The organism is Rickettsia massiliae MTU5 (assembly GCF_000016625.1).
In the GTDB taxonomy this organism is placed as follows: domain Bacteria; phylum Pseudomonadota; class Alphaproteobacteria; order Rickettsiales; family Rickettsiaceae; genus Rickettsia; species Rickettsia rickettsii.
This window is the reverse complement of the sequence record NC_009900.1, coordinates 175,177-197,109: the sequence shown is the minus strand read 5'-3', so window position 1 is coordinate 197,109 and position 21,933 is coordinate 175,177. Positions and strand designations below refer to the sequence as shown.

Genomic DNA, 21,933 nt, shown 5'->3' with positions numbered 1-21,933 from the left:
TTTATTATACGATTTCCCCTATATTATATACATAAAATCGCAAATTTTCGCAAACAAAAACTAAAAATTTATCTTGCCAAAGTTTTATCTTGATATTGCAGCAGCTTTTGGCTTTGATGAGCGTTGCTGATAATTTTGTTGTTGAGGTTTTACTTGATTTAACTCACCTTTAATCCATTCATATATTGCTTTCTTAGGATTTTTAATTATCTCTGCAACATTTTCGACTAGATTTATTATTCCTTTAACTAACGATAATACATCTTTTGCTATTTCACCTATAGAATTATTACCTGCTTGTAGTTTTTCTTGGTCTTGCTTAGACAAATTACTACGTATCCTATTCATTCTTGATTTAAGCTCATCTTGTTCTAGCTCTTCTTTTGTAAAATGTGACTTAAGTTTTCTATCAACAATTTTTTGTTCTTCCGGAGTTAAATTTTTATATTGATCAACAAGCTTATTAACTTTTTCTTGTTCTTCCGGTAGTTTTGAAATATTTTCAGCAATATTTGGCATTTGTTTCTTGGTTTCTCTTATCAAGTGAAAACATATTAATTTTGCACATTATATATATATTTTAACTTTATACAAGAAAAACGTTAATAGAAATTAACCTTTGAACACAGCCTTAATTAATATCTAGAAAGTCTAAAAAATCTCGTAATTCTTGACGTGCAAGCACGTGTGAGCTATTAAATGCTCTATCATATTTTGCAGTTTTTAGATCAAGTAATGTTAGACCTTGTAAAAATAACTCCCTATATATTACACGTTCACTAAATCCTTCTGCGAGTTTAAAGTTAATTCTTTTAGCAAGTTTAGCTAATACATTTCCTACGCGTCTTTTATTTAATGCATCAAGATTACTTAAACGATTACGAAGTATTACCCAATCTATACTAATTCTATCACGACTAGCACGTTCCATTTTCTGCTCCCAAATCATTTGACTATATATTGATGGGCTAATAATTTCATCTTTGCTATCGACTTTTGCTATTACGTCTAAATCTAGAAAGCTATCATTAATCGGTGTAATAATTGTATCGGCGTAAGAATGAGCAACCCTTGATAAAGGAGTATGACTGCCTGGGGTATCAATCACTATATAATCGACATCCTGATTATTTTTGAGTATCTGCTCAAAACTCTTTGCTTGCTCTTCTACTTCGCTTTCCGATATATGAAAATGTTTCGGTACTAATACAGGTTTATCAGGATTTTGTTTATTATATAAATCTCGATTTTTTAAATAATTCGTTAACGAACTTTGACGTGAATCGGTATCTATACTTACTACCGAATAATTTTGATAAAGCAGAGCGATTATTAGATGCATAGAACAGGTAGTTTTACCTGCTCCGCCTTTCTCATTACCTATAACAAATATATAAGGTTTATTTATTGTGTTCATAATTATATTCAGAATAAACGAATAGTAAATAGACGAAGTTTAATGTCATTCTTAGCTCAGTATTGCCCATGTAGATAGTTTTTTCCGTCATTGCGAGAAAATTACGTAAGTAATTGACGAAGCAATCTCAGGTATTTGATGAGATTCCACGCAGCCTAAGGCTGCTCGCAATGACGACTCGGTATCCATGCGGGCAATGCAACGCAAGAATAGCATTTAAGTATATTCTTTGATAAATTTCTCTAGTAATCTCACGCCGTATCCTACTGCCCCCTTAGGACCGAGTGCTGAAGCTTTATTACTATTTGCAACGCCTGCTATATCTAAATGAGCCCAATCTACTCCATCTTTAATGAAACGTTTAATGAAATGTGCAGCTATGCAGCTTCCGGCAGCTCCCGGTACGTTTCCGATATTTGCCATATCGGCTATGTCGGAGTTAATCATTGCATCATACTCATCGTGCAGCGGCATTCTCCAAAGTTTTTCATTAACTTCTTCCCCTACTTTTATTAACTTATCAGCTAACTCATCATTATTGGAAAAACAACCAGCATATGTATTACCAAGTGCTACGGTTATTGCTCCTGTTAGAGTTGCAACGTCAATCACGCATTTAGGCTTAAATTTTTCTTGTGCATACCAAACAGCATCAGCAAGTACTAAACGCCCTTCTGCATCGGTATTTAAAACTTCGGCAGTTTGCCCTGACATGGTAGTTACTACATCCCCTGGACGCTGTGCATTACCGGACGGCATATTTTCGACAAGCCCTACAACACCGACTATATTTATAGGTAATTTTTGACCGGCAACCGCAATGATGGTACCCACAACTGCTGCAGAACCTCCCATATCGTATCTCATTAAGTGCATATTACTTGACGGTTTTAATGAAATACCGCCTGTATCAAAAATCACTCCTTTACCGACCAAAGCAATAGTCGAAGCATCTTTACTGCCGCCTTTATATTCCATCACCACTAACTTTGACTCGTTTTGTGAACCTTGCCCTACACCAAGTAATGCTCCCATACCAAGGTTTTTCATCTCACGTTCACCGATAACATCAACATCTACCCCTAGCGGTTCAAGTATATCAACTATTCTTTCGGCATACACTTGAGGGGTTTTAATATTTGACGGTTCATTACTTATATCTCTTGTAAAAAATACTGCTTCAGCAATTAATTTTTTGATTTCAAATAATTTTGCCGTTTCAGTGCTATTATCGGTAAAAATTTCAATTGACTCTACTGCGAACTTCTCTGCTTCTTTTAAGGTAGTTCTATATTTATCAAATCTGTAAGAAGCAAGAAACGCACCGCTAGCAACTAAAGATGCAAATGTTTGAGATGTAAACCTGCTAATTCTATTTGTAAGTTTTAGGCCGATAGTAGAAATTTTACAACCGGTTGCATGCTGTAAGATTTTGCCGCCTAACTCTTCAATTTTTGCTTCAGTTAATTTTTCTTCATTCCCAAGACCTGCTATTATCAAATATCTAACCTCGCCTGATTTAATGACGGACGGAATAACCTTGATCTGTCCATATTTACCGGTAAACTGCAGTTTATTCTGAATAGTTTTAGAAATTAATCCATGATGTTGTTGATCAAGTCCTATTAAATTACTATCAAGCTTTAACTGTTCATCAATAAAAACTACTAGACCTTGATTAGTAGATGATTCTTCATTCACAAAGTTTATGTTAAGCATACTTACTCCTTATATTATTTTTGATTTTGGATCATTCTATTTATCTTGATAAAACTTTGCAAGTATTATAATTGAAACAAAATCTCATTAAATAGCATTTGACAAATGTTAATGTTTTTTATATCTTAACTGATGAATTAGTTAAATTTAAGTAATAATATGCCAGTACATGACATCACTTCTCATTTAATTAAGCAGAAGTATAAAATGATTAAAGCATCATGTGAGTTAAACCAAGATATGGCTAAGGTTTATAGTCTCACGCCTCATCCAACACGATATACTTTCCTTAACTATTTAAAGTTATTATCTCTACCTATATCGCTAGCATTTTATGTAACAAAGCTTTGTTTTACGGCTAATCCTGCATGGACATGGATCGGGGTTAATATTTTGCATGAGAAGATGGGTCAAGCAACAGCAAAAAAAATATTACACGGCTTACCTGACGAAGTAGAATCAGATCAAAATATACCTAAAATTGTCGAGTATGTATTTAGAAAATATGAAGCAAATCCTACATTGACCCCTCTTATTGAACCTACATTTATACAAAAATTTTTAGCAAAGGCCGGTAAATATATTCCTGTTTTTTCTAAAATAGTCAAGTTTTGGAATGAAGGAGGAATTAACTATTCTGATGAAATACAAACAAAACGAGCATTAATTGACGTTATTTATAAACAAATTATTGCTAAAGCTTATGAAGTAGGTAAAAAAGGAGGCAAACTTGAAATAACGGATGTGACAGCACTTTTCCCAGAGATAAATTTTGAAGAAAAAATCAATACTGAATCAGAAAATCTTGCAATAGAGAAGGTAGAAGTAAGCAATGAAGAGTCTTTAATTTCTGAATTGCCTGTTAGACACTTTTCTAAACCAGCTTATAGAGAGGAATTTAAAAGAGATACGGAACGCAGCACCGCAGCATATATAGACATACGTGAGGATGCGAGCACCGGATCGACGTCTAAATTACCTCTAGAAGCGAAGTTTGGAAAGATGTCTATTGATCAAAAACACGAAGAAGCTACGATTACTACTAATGCACATAATGATATTAACCTATTAGTAAACTTACTCATGTTAAAAGCTTTACATGATGCAATTCGTCAAGAAGTACTGAAAACTTATGTTGAACATTGTTTAGCAGAAATTCAGATATCTAAAAATCAAGAAACACTTGAAAACTTCCCATATGAAGATTCTTTAGCAAGATTACAATTATACGGTAATTATAATTATGATAACAATAATACGTATATCTTTGAACAACCAGTATCTTATTTAGGTCAAACCTACGAGCATTTAACAGCACCGATTGCTTGTTATTAAAGCGTCATTTCTGCAAGCGGGAAATAAGAAAAAGCCTATAAAAAACCAAGTTTTTTATAGGCTTTTTTTTGTCAATAATGCGTAGTAAGGTTATTTTTCTGGATTCCCGCTTCTAGCTAGGAAGGCATTGTTGCGTGGATACCACCCCGTCATTGCGAGGAAATTACAAAGTAATTGACGAAGCCAGCTCAGGAGTTTGTTATTATTTCATGAGATTGCCATGCCAGCATAAATGCTGGCTCGCAATGACGGGTTTTTTATAAACTATCCGGTACATACGAAGATCAACTTGGAAAAGAGCAAAGAGTCTGTAAGTCGAGGAGCGGAGCGTATATTAAACGTTCAGCATCCTAGGACTTACAAAGACGACACAGCCAATTTTTCAAGTTCTATCTCAGTATATTTATACATTCTCTTCATCAAGCTTTATGGCTGCTTTACGCATTTTATCCATAAAGTAACCGGTTCCGGCAGGTACTAATCGTCCAACTATCACGTTTTCTTTTAGTCCTCGCAACTTATCGACTTTACCGGCAATAGCTGCTTCAGTTAAAACTCTAGTAGTCTCTTGGAATGATGCCGCAGAGATAAACGATCTAGTTTGCAGAGAAGCTTTAGTAATACCTTGTAATATTAATTGTGCTTCAGCAGGTTTTAAACCGTTTTTCATAGCTTTTGCATTTATCTCATCAAATTCATGTCTATCTATTTTTTCACCTGCTAATAACGTAGTTCCACCTGAATCCGTAACCTCTACTTTTTGTAACATCTGACGGATAATAACTTCTATGTGCTTATCATCAATCTTTACACCTTGTAGACGATAAACGGCTTGAACCTCCTTAACAATATAATTTGCAAGAACCTCTACGCCCATTACTTTTAAAATATCTTGAAGTACCGGATTACCGTCAATCAATAAATCACCTTTTTTAACAAAGTCACCTTCGTTAACTACAACATGCTTGCCTTTTGGTACCATATACTCAATAGACATTGTTTCATCAATCGGATGTATAATAATACGTCTTTTAGATTTATAGTCTTTACCGAATTCTACTCTACCGTCAATTTCGGCAATAACTGCATGATCTTTAGGGCGTCTTGCTTCTACAAGCTCGGCAACTCTTGGTAAACCACCGGTAATATCTTTAGTAGTGGTTGATTCTTTCGGTATACGTGCAATGATATCACCTACCGATATTTGTACTCCGTCTTCTACGCTTAAAACTGCTCCAACCGGCAAGTAATATCTAGCTTCTAAACCGTTTGATAAGGTGATAACTTCACCTTTAGCACCTAAAAGCTGTATACGCGGGCGTAATTCTGCACCGCGTGAATATTGCTTTGATTCAATAATAACTTTACTCGGTATTCCGGTAGCTTCGTCAGTTACGTCACGAATAGTAATACCCTCAACCATATCTTTGAATAAAACTTTACCTGACTTCTCCGTGATAATCGGTATAGTATAAGGATCCCACTCTGCTAGTTTTTGAGTTTTAATCACCATATCACCGTCATCAACAAGTAATCTAGCACCGTATGGAATTTTATGACGAGCCTTTTCATTACCGTTATTATCAAGCAATAATAATTCACAATTTCGGCTCATAACAATTTTGCGTTCTTCGGAATTAATAACAACGTTACGGCTTATAATTTTCACTTTTGCGTCATAGGAAGCGTCTACGGAAGAAACCTCAGCACCTTTTGTTGCCGCTCCTCCGATATGGAAAGTTCTCATTGTAAGCTGCGTACCCGGTTCACCGATAGATTGAGCAGCAATAACCCCGATTGCTTCACCCTCCGATACTAATGTACCGGTAGCAAGATCCCTACCGTAACATATGCTACATATACCGGTAGTACTTTCACAGGTTAATACGGATTTTATCATAATTCTGTCGAGTCCCGCCGACTCAATCTGCTCTAACTTTGCTTCACTAATAAGCTCGCCTTTATTGAGAATTAGATCATTAGTTACCGGATGAAATATATCAATAGCAGCAGTACGACCTAAAATCTTTTCAGCTAAAGGTACTATCACTTCTCCGCCTTCAATAACACTCTTAACTTCAATTCCTTTATCAGTTCCACAATCTTTTTCAGTAATAATACAATCTTGTGCAACATCTACTAATTTTCTTGTTAAGTAACCTGAGCTTGCCGTTTTTAAAGCCGTATCTATTTGCCCTTTACGCATTCCGTTAGCAGAATTAAAACACTCAAATTCAGTTAATCCTTCCTTAAAGTTAGAGATAATAGGAGTTTGTATAATTTGACCGTTTGATTTGGTCATTAAACCTCGCATACCGCCTAGCTGCTTAATTTGCTGGAAAGAACCTCTTGCTCCGGAAATAGCCATCATATATATAGCATTTATTCTCTGATGATTTGGATCATCATTAACCGGCGGCGTAGCAATCTCTTTCATCATGTCGTTTGCTACTCTATCGGTACATCTGGACCAAGCATCGACTACTTTATTATATTTCTCTCCGTAAGTAATTAAACCGTTTGAATATTGTTGTTCAAATTCTTGTATTTCAAGCTGAGTTTCGTTGATATGAGTACTCTTAGATTCCGGTACTACCATATCGTCCATTCCAAATGAAATACCTGAAGAACAAGCATATTTAAAACCTAGTTTCATTAGCTGATCGGCAAAAATTACCGTAGCTTTTTGACCGCAGTGACGATAAACTAAATCTATAACTAATGATATGTCTTTTTTAGTTAGTTGTTTATTAATAAACTTGAATTCTATATTAGGGTTAGAAGGCAATAACTCACCAACCATTAACCTACCGTAAGTAGTATCAATGATAACAGGGACCATTTTACCTTCGGCATTTAACTGATTTCTGCGATATTTTATCTTTGTATGAATAGTTATAAATTTATTATATAAAGCATGTTCCATCTCAGCTAAATCTGAGAACATCATCCCTGCGCCTACTTCATTATCAAATGCAAGGGTTAGATAATATAAACCAAGCACTATATCTTTATCCGGTACAATGATAGGACGACCGTTTGCGGGGCTTAAGATATTATTCGTAGACATCATAAATACCCTAGCTTCAAGCTGTGCTTCAATCGATAACGGGATATGTACTGCCATCTGATCACCATCAAAATCCGCATTGAACGCAGTACACACAAGCGGATGAAGCTGGATTGCTTTACCTTCAATTAATAGCGGTTCAAATGCTTGAATACCAAGCCTATGTAACGTCGGAGCCCTATTAAGTAAAACCGGATGCTCTCTAATTACCTCTTCAAGCACATCCCACACTTCGGATTTTTCAGCTTCCACCATTTTTTTAGCGGCTTTAATAGTTGTAGCGATGCCGTACAACTCAAGCTTAGAATAAATAAACGGCTTAAATAACTCCAGAGCCATTTTTTTAGGTAAACCGCACTGGTGAAGTTTAAGCTCAGGTCCTACCACGATAACTGAACGTCCTGAGTAATCAACTCTCTTACCTAGCAAGTTCTGACGGAAACGCCCCTGCTTACCTTTAAGCATATCACTTAATGACTTAAATGGACGCTTATTAGCATTTTTCGCTGCTCTACCGCGACGACCGTTATCAAATAACGCATCCACCGCTTCTTGTAACATTCTTTTTTCGTTTCTGACTATTATATCAGGAGCTTTTGACTCTATTAATTTCTTTAAACGATTATTTCTATTAATTACCCTTCTATAAAGTTCATTTAAGTCTGAAGTAGCAAATCTTCCGCCGTCAAGCATAACAAGCGGTCTAATTTCAGGAGGAATAACCGGTAAAACATCCATAATCATCCATTCCGGCTTGTTTTCCGACTCTAAAAAATCCTCTACTAATTTTAAACGCTTTACTAATTTTTTCTTTTTGACTTCTGAAGAAGTGGTTTGTAATTCCTCGTATAATTCTTGCTTTAACTTTGAAAAATCAAGCTCTTTAAGCATTTGTTGTATTACTTCTGCACCTATAGAGGCAGTAAATGCATCTTCACCGTACTTATCTTTTGCTTTCTGTAATTCTTCCTCTGTTAAGAGTTCGCCTTTTTGTAAAATCGATAGCCCTGGGTCAACTACTACATAATTTTCAAAATAAAGAATCTTTTCTATATCTCGCATTGTCATATCAAGAAGTGTACTAATTCTTGAAGGTAGCGACTTTAAAAACCAAATATGAGCAACAGGAGCTGCAAGTTCAATATGCCCCATTCTTTCACGTCTTACTCTAGAAACCGTAACTTCAACGCCGCATTTCTCACACGTAATTCCACGGTTTTTCATCCGCTTATATTTACCGCAGAGACATTCATAATCTTTGACCGGACCAAAAATTCTTGCACAAAATAACCCATCTTTCTCAGGTTTAAAAGTTCGATAGTTAATTGTTTCAGGTTTTGTTACTTCACCGAAAGACCAAGAACGTACCTGATCGGGACTTGCTATATTAATCCTTATCTGATCAAATTGTTGAGTATTACTTAATTGTCCGCAAAAATTTACTACGCTCATAAAAATACTTTTCCTTAAAAATTACTCGTATATACTCGGTGAATTTCAAAAATTGGCGTTGTCGTTCTACAAGTTCTGCAGTGCTCACGTATTAAGTATACGCTCCGCTCCTCACCTTGTGAACTCCTAGCTCTTTTTGAAATTGACCTTCGTCTACCAAGAGTTCTTATTGCACCCTATATGTCATTCCCGCAAAAGCGGGAATCCAGTAAAACAGATAAAAAACTTGTTTTTTATCTGTTTAAATGACCTATCTTTCTTAACTTGAAGTTACTTCAAGCTTTACGTTAAGACATAAAGATCTAAATTCTTTTATCATAACATTAAATGATTCAGGAATGCCTGATTCAAAATTATTTTCACCGCGTACTATAGAATCATAAGTTTTGATCCTACCGTTTACGTCATCCGACTTAACCGTTAACATTTCCTGTAACGTATACGCTGCACCGTAAGCTTGTAATGCCCAACATTCCATTTCCCCGAAACGCTGTCCGCCGAAATGAGACTTACCTCCAAGCGGTTGCTGCGTTACTAAGCTATAAGGTCCTATAGAACGGGAATGAATTTTATTATCGACTAAATGATGCAATTTCAGCAAATATTTCTGTCCAACGGTTACTAGACGGTCAAAATATTCACCGGTTCTACCGTCAATTAATTTCACTTGTCCTGAAGGGTCTTGACCGGCAAGCTTTAGCATATCTTTGACGTCCTGAACTTTTGCTCCGTCAAATACAGGAGTTGCAAAATGTACGCCTTTACTTACTTTCTTACAAAAAGAGATAATCTCTTCTTCCGGTCTTTCAAGTATAGAATTAATATTTTCTCCATACAGTTCAATTAAGAATTTCTTAATCTGCTCAATACCTATATGTTTATTTTTATATTCCTTTACTAAGGTAGATATTTTTTTTGCTAAATTTATTGATGCCCACCCAAGATGCGTTTCTAAAATCTGTCCTATATTCATACGGGACGGAAGACCTAGAGGATTAAGAACGATATCTACCACAGTTCCATCTTCTAAAAACGGCATATCCTCTTCAGGTACGATACGTGAAATAACACCTTTATTTCCGTGTCTTCCTGCCATCTTATCCCCGGGTTGTAATTTATGCTTAGTTGCAATAAATACTTTTACTACTTTTAAAGCTCCCTGAGGTAAATCATCACCACTTTGCAATTTCTCTACCTTAGTAGCAAATCTTTTATCAAGAGCCTCTTTTTTCTCATCATAATGAGTCTTTATCTGCTCTATTTCATTCATTACATTTGCATCTTCCACGGTAATCTGCCAAAATTGCCCTTTAGATAAGCCTTTTAGCATTTCAGTAGTAATAGTTTGTCCTACTTTTACTTGCTTAGGACCGTTAATAATCACCTGCCCTACTAAAAGCTTTTCAAGCCAACTAAACACAAAATGCTCAATAATTTCTAATTCATCGTCTCTGTCTTTTGCTAATTTTTCAATTTGTTGTTTTTCAATAGCAATAGCTCGCTGGTCTTTTTCTACACCTCTACGAGAAAATACCCTTACTTCTACTACAGTTCCGCTAACTCCGGAAGGTACATGCAGCGATGAATCTTTTACGTCAAAAGCTTTTTCCCCGAAAATAGCACGTAGTAGCTTCTCTTCAGGAGTAATAGGCGATTCACTTTTCGGTGTTACTTTTCCGACTAAAATATCACCGGCTTTTACTTCTGCACCTATATAAATTATTCCGACCTCATCAAGATGACGCAACGCTTCTTCACTTACATTCGGTATATCACGGGTAATTTCTTCAGGACCAAGGCGTGTATCTCTAGCTATTACTTCAAACTCTTCAATATGAATAGATGTAAATACATCCTCTTTTACTATACGTTCGGATATTAAAATTGAATCTTCAAAATTATAACCGTTCCAAGGTAAGAAAGCCACAAGCACGTTCCTACCTAAAGCAATTTCACCGTTATCCGTACTAGGACCGTCAGCTATAATATCGTTTTTCTTAACGTAATGACCGACCTTAACTAAAGGCTTTTGATTTATACAAGTATTATGATTGGATTTTTGGAATTTTAGTAAGTTATAAATATCAACCGAAGGAGAACCGTCAACTTTTTGTTCTAGAGTTCTAATCACGATTCTATTTGAATCTACCTGCTCAACAATACCGTCATGTAATGCAAGCACTGACGCGCCGGAATCTTTAGCTACTACCCCTTCAACTCCGGTACCTACAAAAGGTGCATCCGTTTTAATTAAAGGAACGGCTTGTCTTTGCATGTTTGAACCCATCAAAGCACGGTTAGCATCATCGTTTTCTAAGAACGGTATAAGAGAAGCCGCAACCGATACTACCTGCATAGGAGTCACATCAATGAAGTCTACCTCATACGGTTCTACCATTACAAAATTACCGCCTTCAACACGGCAATTAATAAACTCTCCTTGCAGCTTTCCGTCTTTATTAACTTTAGAATTTGCTTGTCCGATTTTGTATTTACCTTCTTCAATAGCAGAAAGATATACCACTTCATCGGTTACACATCCATCTTTAACTCTTCTATACGGACTCTCTATAAAACCGTGTTTATTTATTCTAGCATAAGTAGCCATAGAGTTAATTAACCCGATATTCTGACCTTCAGGTGTTTCAATAGGACAAATGCGACCATAATGAGTCGGATGTACGTCACGCACCTCAAAACCTGCTCGATCTCGACTAAGACCTCCGGGACCGAGTGCCGACAGCCTTCTTTTATGAGTTATTTCCGATAATGGATTTGTTTGATCCATAAATTGGGATAATTGGGAGGTATTAAAAAATTCTTTTACTACTGAAACTAAAATTTTAGAATTTACTAAATCATGAGGCATTACGGTATCAACATCACCTGCCGACATCCTTTCAATTACAGATTTTTCCATTCGGACTAAACCTATTCTAAATTGATTTTCTATCAATTCACCTACCGATCTAACCCTTCTATTACCTAAATGATCAATATCGTCTATGATACCTTTACCGTCTTTAAGCTCTACTAAAACTCTTACGATATTTTTAATATCATCAATTGTTAAAACCGTAACTTCTTCAGAAATATTCAGCTCTAACCTAGAATTCATTTTTATTCGCCCGACTTCTGAAAGATCATATCTTTCCACATCAAAGAATAAATTATAAAACAGGCTTTCAGCCGCTTCGATATTAGCAGGTTCGCCTGGTCTTAGCACTCTAAAAATATCACATAATGCTGCCTCACGATCCTGATTTTTATCAGCAAATAAGGTGTTCCTTATATATGGACCGGATTGAGGATTGATTACTAATACGTTAACATTTTTAATTTTAAGAGCATTAATTACATTTAGCATATCAGCAGTAATCATTTCACCGATTTTTGCTAATACTTCATCGCTTGTAGGATCTCTTAAATCTTCGGATAGATATTTGCCGATTAAAGTTTCATGAGCTACTAAAATATTATTAAGCCCTTCCCCAAAATATTTTTTAGCCAAACGCGGAGTAATTTTTTGTCCTGCTTTCAGTAGAATATTTCCGGTATCTGCATCTACTAAATCACTTGTTAAACGATGCGCAGTAATATGCTGAGGTATAAATTTAACCGCCCAACCTTTATTTTTAACAAGCTTATAAGTTACTGAATTATAATAAAATTTTATAATTTCTTCAGTACTCATACCTATAGCTCTAAGCAAAGTAGTAATATAAAGCTTTCTTTTTCTATCAATCCTGAAATAAATAACATCCTTAGCGTCGAATTCTAAATCAAGCCAAGACCCTCTATATGGAATAACACGAGCAGAATATAAAAGCTTGCCGGAAGAGTGGACTTTTCCTTCATCATGATAAAAGAATACACCAGGTGAGCGATGCATTTGTGAGACAACTACTCTTTCCGTACCGTTGATAATAAAAGTACCGTTTTTAGTCATTAATGGGATATCACCCATATATACTTCTTGCTCTTTAATCCCTTTAATTTCTCTAGTACCGGTATCCTCATCTATATCCCAAATACTTAATCTTAAAGTCACTTTAAGAGGAGCAGCATAACTTAAACTTCTTTGACTGCACTCTTCTACATCATATTTTGGAGTATCGAATTCATATTTTACAAATTCTAAATTAGCAATATTGGAGGAATCTGAAATAGGAAAAATTGAGTTTAATATAGATTGTAAACCTTTGTTTTTTCTTTCAGAATCTTTAATATTTAACTGTAGAAAGTTTTTCTCATATGAATTTTTTTGAATTTCAATCAAATTCGGTATATCTGCTACTAAATTTATGTGACCGAAATTTTTTCTTATTCTTCTATTATGTGACAAGGGTTGTGCTTCTATATTATCCCTTAATGAAACCATATAATCTCCTGACTGATAAAATTACTGCCCGTATTGCAGTGATTAGGTCCTATGCACTTTTAATAGAATGATTATAATTATGGCTCTTTTTAGCTGTAAATCATAAGATTTTTTTGAAATAGTAATAAACTCTCCTCTCAAAAATCTTATTAATTTTTGCTTAAAAATATCTCCTAATTATAATCATGAATCAAAAGTGTTCAGAACCTAGGTTCTGTATATAAAATTTAAATTATTTATATTTTAAACAATAAAGTTTTTATTGAAATAGATACCTATTTCAATAAAATGCTTATAATTTGCAGTAAAATAAAATTTACTGTTTTAAAATTTTTTACATAGAACTTAAATTAAAGAAACCTAGTAAGTTTCTTATTTAGATCTTGTAGGCTCTACGAACATTTCCAAAAAGATTTGATTTTGGTTATTTGTTTGTTGCAACAAATTATAATAATATTATTTTTTTAAAAAAAGGTAGCTATTTCTTCAAAAATCTCATTAATTTTCACTAAAAATCAATTATAAATGTTCACAGAACCTAGAAATTTTCAATAATTTAAATTTCTAGACGAATGGTAGTACGTTAACAAAATTATTTTAATCAATAAGATGTTTAATGTAATAGCTTTATCCTATTTCAAAACAATAACTTAAATTAGCTTTAAAATAATTTTTAAACAAAAAAGCCTTATTCAAATTTAATTACTAAAATAAGGCTTTTTTGATTTTAAGAAGTTAATTTAAAGCTATAAAATATTGCTGCAAAACATTAGGTCCTGTAAAAAATTAATCTATACTTAGTTGTTTTTGATTGAAAATTATAAGATTTTTCTTGGAATAAAAACAAATTATTTTAATTCAACTTTTGCTCCGGCAGCTTCTAACTTACCTTTGATTTCGTCTGCTTCTGCTTTTTTCATATTGCTTTTAATCGGCTTTGGAGCTTCATCAACTAATTTCTTAGCTTCAATTAAACCAAGACCTGTGATATCTTTCACAACTTTAATTACTTCAACTTTCTTGTCACCGGCAGCTGTTAAAACTACTTCAAACTCAGTTTTTTCAGCTACTGTTTCAGCCGCAGGAGCTGCAGCACCGGCAGCTGCTACAGCTACAGGAGCTGCTGCAGATACACCCCATTTTTCTTCTAGCATTTTCACAAGCTCAGCTGCTTGCATTAATGTTAATGATGATAATTGTTCTTCAATTTTAGCTAAATCTGCCATAATTTTTTCCTTTTTACTTTTTTTATATTGAGAGATTACTGCATCAGGTATTTTAAGTTAATTAAATTCTTTTTTGCTTCAAATTTATAAGACTTTTTTAAAATAAGAATAATATTCTATAACAAACCTTATTAATTTTCACTATAAAAGCTCTTTAATTATCAATTAAAATACCTGATGCAGTAACCTTTAAGTTAATTTTTACTAGCATGTGCTTGTATTACTCTCGCCATACTCGAAGACGGGGCTTGTAAAACACCTACAACCTTAGTAGCCGGTGCTTGTAATAACCCAACAATTTTACCCCTAAGCTCATTAAGTGCAGGTAGCTTAGAAAGTTCTTTTATTGAATGTTCATCTAATACGTGATTATCGACTATTCCACCGATAATCTTAAGATTATCATTAGCCTTAGCAAAATTAACTACTAATTTTGCCATCTCAACCGGTTCTTTAGAATAAACAATAGCAGTAGGACCCGCAAATAAATTAGCAATACTATCAAGCCCTGTTTGATTTGCAGCTATTTTTGCTAAAGTATTTTTAACTACTTTAAAACCTGCTTCTTTAGATTTAAGTGATTCTCTAAGCGAACTCACTTGACTAACGGTTAACCCGTGATAATGAGTAATAATTATAGAGGGCGATTCTTTATAAATATTTACAATATCCTCTACTGCTACCGGTTTTTCTGATCTTAACACCTTTTAATTCTCCTTTTATAATACAGTTTAATATATTTAAACTGATACAAATGCTTAAAATAACAAAATTTTTTTATTATTACTATACTACCGTTAAACGGCTATAAAAATTATGCTATACTAGTTAAATCTATTTGTACCGATGCTCCCATAGTAGAAGATAAATACATTGCTTTTAAATAACTTCCTTTTAATTCGGCAGGTTTTGCTTTAATTACTGCCCCAATAAATGCATTTAAATTTTTTAATAAATCTTGGTCTGAAAAAGATAATTTTCCAAGCCCTGCATGAATTATACCTGCTTTCTCTGCTCTATATTCTACCTGACCGCTTTTAGCATTTTTAATAGCATTTTTAATATCTAAAGTTACGGTACCAAGTTTAGGGTTAGGCATTAAACCTTTTGGTCCTAAAATTCTTGCAACTGAACCTATAGCTGCCATCATATCGGGAGTAGCTATACATACATCGAAATTAATTTTCCCTGCTTTAATTTCATCAATAATATTTGTTGAACCTACTAAATCTGCTCCGACACTTTTAGCTTCTTCTTCTCTTTCTTCTTTACAAATAACGGCAACTCTTACGTTTTTGCCTGTACCGGCAGGTAAATTAACTACACCACGTACCATTTGATCGGAATGCCTAGGATCAATTCCAAGCTTCATAACTATTTCTAAGGTTGGATCAAATTTAACATATGATGCTGATTTTAATCGTTCAACTGCATTTGTTAAATTATATAAAGTATCTGATTTTACTTTTTCTCTAGCTTCTCTTATTTTTTTACCGCCGCTAATTTTTACAGCAACATCTTTCTTATTTGACATAATAATTAATTCCCTACTACTTCAAGTCCCATAGATGCAGCACTACCACAAATAATTTTTGTTGCTGCTTCAATATTTTTTGTATTTAAATCAGGCATTTTTAACTTTGCAATTTCACAACAATCATCCATAGTAACTTTACCTACTACGGCTTCTTTTTTAGTAGCACTAGAACCTTTAGTAATTTTAGCATACTTCTTTAAAAAGTAAGAAGCAGGAGGAGTTTTTATTTTAAAAGAAAAACTACTATCTTCATAAACGGTAATTACGGTTGGTAGAGGTATTCCTTTTTCCATACCTTGCGTAGCATCATTAAAATCTTTACAAAATGCTGCAATATTAACTTTTCTTTGTCCTAGGGCCGGTCCTATAGGAGGTGCAGGAGTGGCTCCGGTAGCCGGGATTATCAAGTTAATATAACCTTTTATTGCTTTCTGAGACATTTATAAATATCCTTATTTTTCTCTTAAATTAATATTACTTTGTAACAATTGCATGGATCTTGTTTCCCATCATTGCGAGGAAAAGCTGTAAGTTTTGACAAAACAAGGAAGAAAAAAAATTCTGTAAATCAGAAGTTTTTTATTATTTCTTCTAGATTGCCACGCAGCCTACGTCTGCTTGCAATGACGACGCATTATCCCGCAACAATGACATCCTGAACATTCGTACAATACAGCTTAAGTTAATTTATAAACCGTATTTAGTCCAACCTTTAATCATTTTTCTTTACTTGATTAAAATTTAGTTCTATTGGAGTTGCTTTACCAAATATTGCAACTGAAACTTTTAACCTATTTTTTTCTTGATCTATTTCTTCTACTGTACCCATAAAAGTTTCAAAAGGACCGTCTGTAACAGTCACTATTTCACCAACTTCATACAATTTAGAATTCTTTGCTTCTTTAGCTTCTGCTTCCAAATTATTAAAAATATTTTGTATTTCACTTTCTGTAAGAGCTTTTGGCGTGGTTTTGCTTCCTAAAAAGCCGGTTACTCCAGATATATTTTTTACTAAATGCCAAGATTTATCAGTCATATTCATCTTTATCAAGATATAACTCGGCATTAGTTTTTTTTCTACCTTGACATTTTTACCGCGTTTAACTTCAGAAACTCCAAAAACAGGTATTAATATATCTTCAAAAAAATCCGTCATTTTCTGTTTAGCGATTTTTCTAAGCATATCTTCTTTAATGCGTTTCTCTGCTCCTGATGCCGTATGTACTACATACCACTGCTTCACATTTTTTTCAGAAGAAGGCGATATATTATCTATACTCTGTTCTGTCACAATTTATTCCTTATACTATTTGCCGATATTAAGCAAAAGCTGCATTATGTTATGTATACTATAATCAAGTACCAAACAAATTAGGCTAAAAATAAAAACTGCTACTACCACTACTAATGTTGAAGCAACAAGCTCTTTTCTAGTTGGCCAAACTACCTTATAAGTTTCTTGTTTAACTTGTTCAAAAAACTTATAAATTTTATATTCTTTAAACATATTTTTGTTAGGTAATTTATTAGACTTCTTACAAAATTCTACTTCTAGAGGCAATTGAGACGATGATCCAGCACTGGAATTCTCATATACTAGTATGTACGCTGCGATTCAAGGTGAAGTACCTCTTTCAAATTTCTCTCTATAAGCAAATTTTGCAAAAATTCTATATTTTATAGCAAAAAAGCTCTAAGCCTATAATGGCAGGAGCGACAGGCATCGAACCCGCAACCTCCGGTTTTGGAGACCGGCGCTCTACCAATTGAGCTACACTCCTATCATATTTTTAATAAAAAATCAATAAAAATTTATTAAAAATATTTGTTATTATTAAAAAATTACTATAATAAACAGTACTTCTAATTTATAAGCTGCCACGGCAAAACAACATTTATTTCTGTAAGACGTGACATCTCTACCCCTAAATTATTTTTTAGCTTTAATAATATCAGCTACTTGACTCGGCACTTGATCATAATGAGAGAATATCATACTAAACTGAGCTCTACCTTGAGATAAAGACCTAAGCGTATTAACATAACCAAACATTTCCGCTAAAGGAACATTCGCAGTAACTACTTGAGCATTTCCTCTTGGATCCATGCTTTGAATTTGCCCTCTACGACTATTTAAATCGCCTATAATATCACCCATATATTCATCAGGAGTGATAACTTCAACTTGCATAATCGGCTCAAGTAATTTAGGATTACCTTTCGGCATCCCTTCTCTAAATGCTGCCTTTGCAGCAATTTCAAACGCAAGTACACTAGAATCTACATCATGAAACGCACCGTCAACTAAAGTTGCTTTAAAATCAATCATAGGATAACCGGCAATAACACCGGTTTCTCTAATATTATTTAATCCTTTTTCAACACCTGGTATATATTCTTTAGGCACGGCACCGCCGATGATTTTACTTTCAAAGACAAAAATTTTATCTTCATCTTTTAGATCTTTTACATCTTTTAGAGGCTCAAAAATAATTTTTACACGAGCAAATTGTCCTGCACCGCCGGATTGTTTCTTATGGGTATAATCAATTTCACAAGCTTTTGTTATAGTTTCACGATATGCTACTTGAGGAGCTCCAATATTTGCTTCGACCTTAAACTCTCTTCTCATACGATCAATGATAATTTCTAAATGGAGTTCTCCCATTCCTTTTATCACTGTTTGTCCTGTTTCATGATCAGTGGACACTCTAAATGATGGATCTTCAGCTGCTAAACGAGAAAGTGCGAGACCCATTTTTTCTTGATCGGCTGTTGATTTAGGTTCTACCGCCAGCTCAATTACCGGCTCTGGAAATTCCATTCTTTCTAAGATTACTGGCTGATCAATATCGGATAACGTATCACCTGTGGTAGTATCTTTAAGACCTGCTAAAGCTACTATATCACCTGCTGATGCTTCTTTTACGTCTTCACGATTATTAGAATGCATTAATAGCATTCTACCGATTTTTTCTCTTTTATTCTTTACGGTATTAATAACAGTTGTTCCTGAAGTAATTTTACCTGAATATATTCTAATAAAAGTTAATGAACCGACAAACGGGTCATTCATAATTTTAAATGCTAAAGCTGCAAAAGGCTCAGTTACCGAAATAGGGAAATCTTTTTCTTCACCGGTACTTACTTCCATACCTTTTACTATACCTATATCAGTAGGCGAAGGTAGGAAATCTACTACGGCATCAAGTAAAGGCTGTACCCCTTTATTTTTAAAAGCACTACCGCATAAAACCGGATAAAATGCTGCTGAAATAGTACCTTTTCTGATTAATCTTTTAATCTCTTCTGCTGTTACTTCTTCACCTGATAAATATTTTTCCATCACATGATCATCTAACTCAACAACCATATCAAGTAATTTAGCACGATATTCTTCAGCTTTATCTTTCATATCAGCAGGTATATCTTCTTCAAAATACTCAGCTCCAAGTGATTCATCTTTCCAAATCACTACTTTCATTTTAACAAGATCAATTATACCTTTAAAATTTTCTTCAATCCCTACAGGCAACTGAATAACAAGCGGTTTTGCTCCTAAACGATCTTTGAGCATTTCAACGCATCTATAAAAATCTGCTCCCATTCTGTCCATTTTATTGACAAAACACATTCTAGGAACATTATATTTATCTGCTTGTCTCCAAACCGTTTCTGACTGCGGTTCAACACCTGCTACACCGTCAAATACTGCAACCGCACCGTCAAGAACACGAAGCGAACGCTCTACTTCGATAGTAAAGTCAACGTGTCCAGGAGTATCGATAATATTAATTATTTTATCTTGCCATCTACAAGTAGTAGCAGCTGAGGTAATGGTTATACCGCGTTCTTGTTCTTGTTCCATCCAATCCATGGTAGCACCGCCCTCATGAACTTCACCTATTTTATGCGATTTACCGGTATAATATAAAATACGTTCGGTAGTTGTGGTTTTACCGGCATCAATGTGAGCACATATACCGATATTACGAATATGCTCAAGTTTATTTATTTTACTCATTATTACCCTACCTTATTTCATTTTTTTAGGGCTAAAATGAGAGAAAGCTTTATTAGCTTCGGCCATTTTATGAGTATCTTCTTTCTTCTTAATGGCAACGCCTCTATTATTAGAAGCTTCAAACAGCTCTTCAGCAAGTTTATCAATCATCATTTTTTCAGAACGTTTTGACGCAGCATTAATAATCCAACGGCTAGCAAGGGCATATCCTCTTCTTTCATCAACATGCGTCGGAACTTGATAATTAGCTCCTCCAACCCTAACCGAAGTTACTTCTAAATGCGGCTTCACGTTATGCATAGCATTATTAAAGGTTTGATACGGATCAACTCTATACTTCTTTTCAATTTTATTAAAGGCTGAATAAACAATTTTCTCTGCAAGGGCTTTCTTCCCTTCTTTCATAATATTATTGATAAATCTTGACAGTACAATACTGTTATATTTCATATCAGGTAAAATTACTCGCTTTTCCGCGGCATGACGACGTGACATTTTATTTTTTCTCTCTAACTAATAATTTATTTTTTTGTAACTGCAACTTGTTTACGAGGCGCACCGTAACGTGACCGACCTTGCTTACGTCCTTTAACTCCGGCAATATCATAAGCACCGAGTACGATATGATATTTCACCCCCGGCAGATCAGGAACCTGCCCGCCTCTTACTAACACCCTATCATGTTCCTTTACACTATGCTTTTCACCAGGAATATATGCATTTACGGTTCTTTTATTACTTAAACGCACCGTTGCAATCTTACGAAGTGCAGAGTTAGGCTTTTTAGGGGTAACGGTTTTTACAACTATGCAAACACCACTTTTAAAAGGATTAGATTCTAAGGCAGGAGATTTGGTCTTACGAGTTTTTGACTTTCTCCCAAAACGTACTAATTGATTATATGTCGGCATTAAAAAAATACTCCAAAAAAACTTATATATACGATAATTAAAGGGTGGAAAATACTTCCACCCTTTATTTTCAATCATTTCTAAATACAAATTATTAAGAACTTGTAAATTACACTAAATTTAAATTATAATTACTTTTTCCATAAAAGCAAGTATGTTTTAATTAACAATCATTTTTTTCTCAATTATTTTTGCTATAAAGCTGATTAACATCACTAAAATATAGTAACAGCACGCAGCAATAAGCATTGGAAAAAAATAATTATATGTTTCAATTGATACAATTTGTGCTCTACGCATTAAATCCATTTCTCCAAGCATAGAAATAATGGCTGATTCTTTAATCAAATTTACAAGCTCATTTACTAATGACGGAAAAATATTTTTAACTGCTTGCGGCAGAATTATATCTTTCGTTATTAAAAACTTTGGAATAGCAAGAGCTTCAGCCGCTTCAAACTGCCCTTTATCAACTGTATTAATCCCTGCCCTGATTACTTCGGAAACATATGCTCCCGAATTAAGAGAAAAAGAAATAGCTCCCGCCATAAACACACTAAATTTAACGCCTATGATATAAGGTGAAGCAAAATAAATAATACTTAATTGAATTAATAAAGGCGTTCCTCTGAAAATAGAAGTATAGAAATTTGCAAAAAGCCTTAAAGCACGATTTTTATTTACCTTACAAATAGCGAGCAGCATCCCTATTACTAAACCGAATATAACGGCAATAACACTATATTTTAAAGTTACCAAAGTTCCCTCTACAATAAAAAAGATTTTTGGATAGAATTTTATTAAATACTCAAACATATTTTATATATATTTTTTTCTTGTCATTCCGCGATTAAATCGCGG

General features: G+C 34.2%; 16 protein-coding genes and 1 tRNA gene. 1 reads left to right on the top strand and 16 read right to left on the bottom strand.

Annotated features, from left to right (window positions below; translation table 11 throughout):
* Positions 1 to 84 precede the first annotated feature (84 nt).
* The 3 genes from RMA_RS01035 to RMA_RS01025 form a co-directional block, all read right to left on the bottom strand.
* The gene (locus RMA_RS01035; protein WP_274377937.1) at positions 85 to 540 is read right to left on the bottom strand and encodes a DUF3106 domain-containing protein; all 456 of its coding nucleotides are present in this window, start codon (positions 538 to 540) and stop codon (positions 85 to 87) included.
* A 91-nt stretch (positions 541 to 631) separates the two neighbouring features.
* The gene (locus RMA_RS01030) at positions 632 to 1,417 is read right to left on the bottom strand and encodes a division plane positioning ATPase MipZ (RefSeq protein WP_014365266.1); all 786 of its coding nucleotides are present in this window, start codon (positions 1,415 to 1,417) and stop codon (positions 632 to 634) included.
* Positions 1,418 to 1,633: 216 nt separating this feature from the next.
* The gene (locus RMA_RS01025; protein WP_012152464.1) at positions 1,634 to 3,136 is read right to left on the bottom strand and encodes a leucyl aminopeptidase; all 1,503 of its coding nucleotides are present in this window, start codon (positions 3,134 to 3,136) and stop codon (positions 1,634 to 1,636) included.
* 159 nt (positions 3,137 to 3,295) lie between these two features.
* Between RMA_RS01025 and RMA_RS01020 the strand changes: the two genes are divergently transcribed.
* Positions 3,296 to 4,471, top strand: coding sequence for a palindromic element RPE1 domain-containing protein (locus RMA_RS01020; protein ID WP_012152463.1), 1,176 nt, complete (start codon positions 3,296 to 3,298; stop codon positions 4,469 to 4,471).
* Between the two features lie 403 nt (positions 4,472 to 4,874).
* Here RMA_RS01020 and rpoC read toward each other — a convergent pair whose 3' ends face one another.
* From rpoC to RMA_RS00955, 13 genes are all read right to left on the bottom strand, one after another.
* Positions 4,875 to 8,993 (bottom strand): DNA-directed RNA polymerase subunit beta', encoded by a 4,119-nt coding sequence (rpoC, locus tag RMA_RS01015; RefSeq protein ID WP_041404503.1) that lies wholly within the window; start codon positions 8,991 to 8,993, stop codon positions 4,875 to 4,877.
* 259 nt (positions 8,994 to 9,252) lie between these two features.
* Positions 9,253 to 13,374 carry a DNA-directed RNA polymerase subunit beta gene (gene rpoB, locus RMA_RS01010; protein ID WP_012152461.1) on the bottom strand — a complete coding sequence of 1,374 codons (4,122 nt, stop codon included), beginning with the start codon at positions 13,372 to 13,374 and terminating at the stop codon, positions 9,253 to 9,255.
* Between the two features lie 848 nt (positions 13,375 to 14,222).
* Positions 14,223 to 14,600 (bottom strand): 50S ribosomal protein L7/L12, encoded by a 378-nt coding sequence (rplL, locus tag RMA_RS01005; protein ID WP_014365261.1) that lies wholly within the window; start codon positions 14,598 to 14,600, stop codon positions 14,223 to 14,225.
* A 194-nt stretch (positions 14,601 to 14,794) separates the two neighbouring features.
* A complete protein-coding gene (gene rplJ / locus RMA_RS01000; protein WP_012152459.1) occupies positions 14,795 to 15,304 on the bottom strand; it encodes a 50S ribosomal protein L10 in 510 nt (169 codons plus the stop codon).
* A gap of 110 nt (positions 15,305 to 15,414) precedes the next feature.
* A complete protein-coding gene (gene rplA, locus RMA_RS00995; protein ID WP_041404502.1) occupies positions 15,415 to 16,134 on the bottom strand; it encodes a 50S ribosomal protein L1 in 720 nt (239 codons plus the stop codon).
* A gap of 5 nt (positions 16,135 to 16,139) precedes the next feature.
* Positions 16,140 to 16,577: a 50S ribosomal protein L11 gene (gene rplK, locus RMA_RS00990; protein ID WP_012152457.1), complete on the bottom strand. Its 438-nt coding sequence runs from the start codon at positions 16,575 to 16,577 to the stop codon at positions 16,140 to 16,142.
* A 272-nt stretch (positions 16,578 to 16,849) separates the two neighbouring features.
* The gene (gene nusG, locus RMA_RS00985; protein ID WP_041404501.1) at positions 16,850 to 17,428 is read right to left on the bottom strand and encodes a transcription termination/antitermination protein NusG; all 579 of its coding nucleotides are present in this window, start codon (positions 17,426 to 17,428) and stop codon (positions 16,850 to 16,852) included.
* A 15-nt stretch (positions 17,429 to 17,443) separates the two neighbouring features.
* A complete protein-coding gene (gene secE / locus RMA_RS00980) occupies positions 17,444 to 17,644 on the bottom strand; it encodes a preprotein translocase subunit SecE (RefSeq protein ID WP_004996644.1) in 201 nt (66 codons plus the stop codon).
* A 198-nt stretch (positions 17,645 to 17,842) separates the two neighbouring features.
* Positions 17,843 to 17,918: transfer RNA gene (locus tag RMA_RS00975), tRNA-Trp, on the bottom strand.
* Between the two features lie 149 nt (positions 17,919 to 18,067).
* Positions 18,068 to 20,161, bottom strand: coding sequence for an elongation factor G (fusA, locus tag RMA_RS00970; RefSeq protein ID WP_041404500.1), 2,094 nt, complete (start codon positions 20,159 to 20,161; stop codon positions 18,068 to 18,070).
* Between the two features lie 12 nt (positions 20,162 to 20,173).
* Positions 20,174 to 20,656, bottom strand: coding sequence for a 30S ribosomal protein S7 (gene rpsG, locus RMA_RS00965; RefSeq protein ID WP_012152453.1), 483 nt, complete (start codon positions 20,654 to 20,656; stop codon positions 20,174 to 20,176).
* A gap of 26 nt (positions 20,657 to 20,682) precedes the next feature.
* Entirely contained in the window at positions 20,683 to 21,072 is a 390-nt protein-coding gene (gene rpsL, locus RMA_RS00960; RefSeq protein ID WP_014365257.1) for a 30S ribosomal protein S12, read from the bottom strand.
* A 159-nt stretch (positions 21,073 to 21,231) separates the two neighbouring features.
* Positions 21,232 to 21,888, bottom strand: a complete 657-nt coding sequence (locus tag RMA_RS00955) for an amino acid ABC transporter permease (protein ID WP_012152451.1) — start codon at positions 21,886 to 21,888, stop codon at positions 21,232 to 21,234.
* Between the last annotated feature and the right edge of the window lie 45 nt (positions 21,889 to 21,933).

Bases quoted from the DNA above. Each gene is read 5' to 3' on its own strand.
- rpoC (WP_041404503.1), bottom strand. From the start codon at position 8,993: ATGAGCGTAGTAAATTTTTGCGGACAATTAAGTAATACTCAACAATTT.
- rpoB (WP_012152461.1), bottom strand. From the start codon at position 13,374: ATGGTTTCATTAAGGGATAATATAGAAGCACAACCCTTGTCACATAAT.
- rplK (WP_012152457.1), bottom strand. From the start codon at position 16,577: ATGTCTCAGAAAGCAATAAAAGGTTATATTAACTTGATAATCCCGGCT.
- rpsL (WP_014365257.1), bottom strand. From the start codon at position 21,072: ATGCCGACATATAATCAATTAGTACGTTTTGGGAGAAAGTCAAAAACT.
- RMA_RS01030 (WP_014365266.1), bottom strand. From the start codon at position 1,417: ATGAACACAATAAATAAACCTTATATATTTGTTATAGGTAATGAGAAA.
- RMA_RS01020 (WP_012152463.1), top strand. From the start codon at position 3,296: ATGCCAGTACATGACATCACTTCTCATTTAATTAAGCAGAAGTATAAA.
- rplA (WP_041404502.1), bottom strand. From the start codon at position 16,134: ATGTCAAATAAGAAAGATGTTGCTGTAAAAATTAGCGGCGGTAAAAAA.
- secE (WP_004996644.1), bottom strand. From the start codon at position 17,644: ATGTTTAAAGAATATAAAATTTATAAGTTTTTTGAACAAGTTAAACAA.
- rpsG (WP_012152453.1), bottom strand. From the start codon at position 20,656: ATGTCACGTCGTCATGCCGCGGAAAAGCGAGTAATTTTACCTGATATG.
- RMA_RS01025 (WP_012152464.1), bottom strand. From the start codon at position 3,136: ATGCTTAACATAAACTTTGTGAATGAAGAATCATCTACTAATCAAGGT.
- rplL (WP_014365261.1), bottom strand. From the start codon at position 14,600: ATGGCAGATTTAGCTAAAATTGAAGAACAATTATCATCATTAACATTA.
- fusA (WP_041404500.1), bottom strand. From the start codon at position 20,161: ATGAGTAAAATAAATAAACTTGAGCATATTCGTAATATCGGTATATGT.
- RMA_RS00955 (WP_012152451.1), bottom strand. From the start codon at position 21,888: ATGTTTGAGTATTTAATAAAATTCTATCCAAAAATCTTTTTTATTGTA.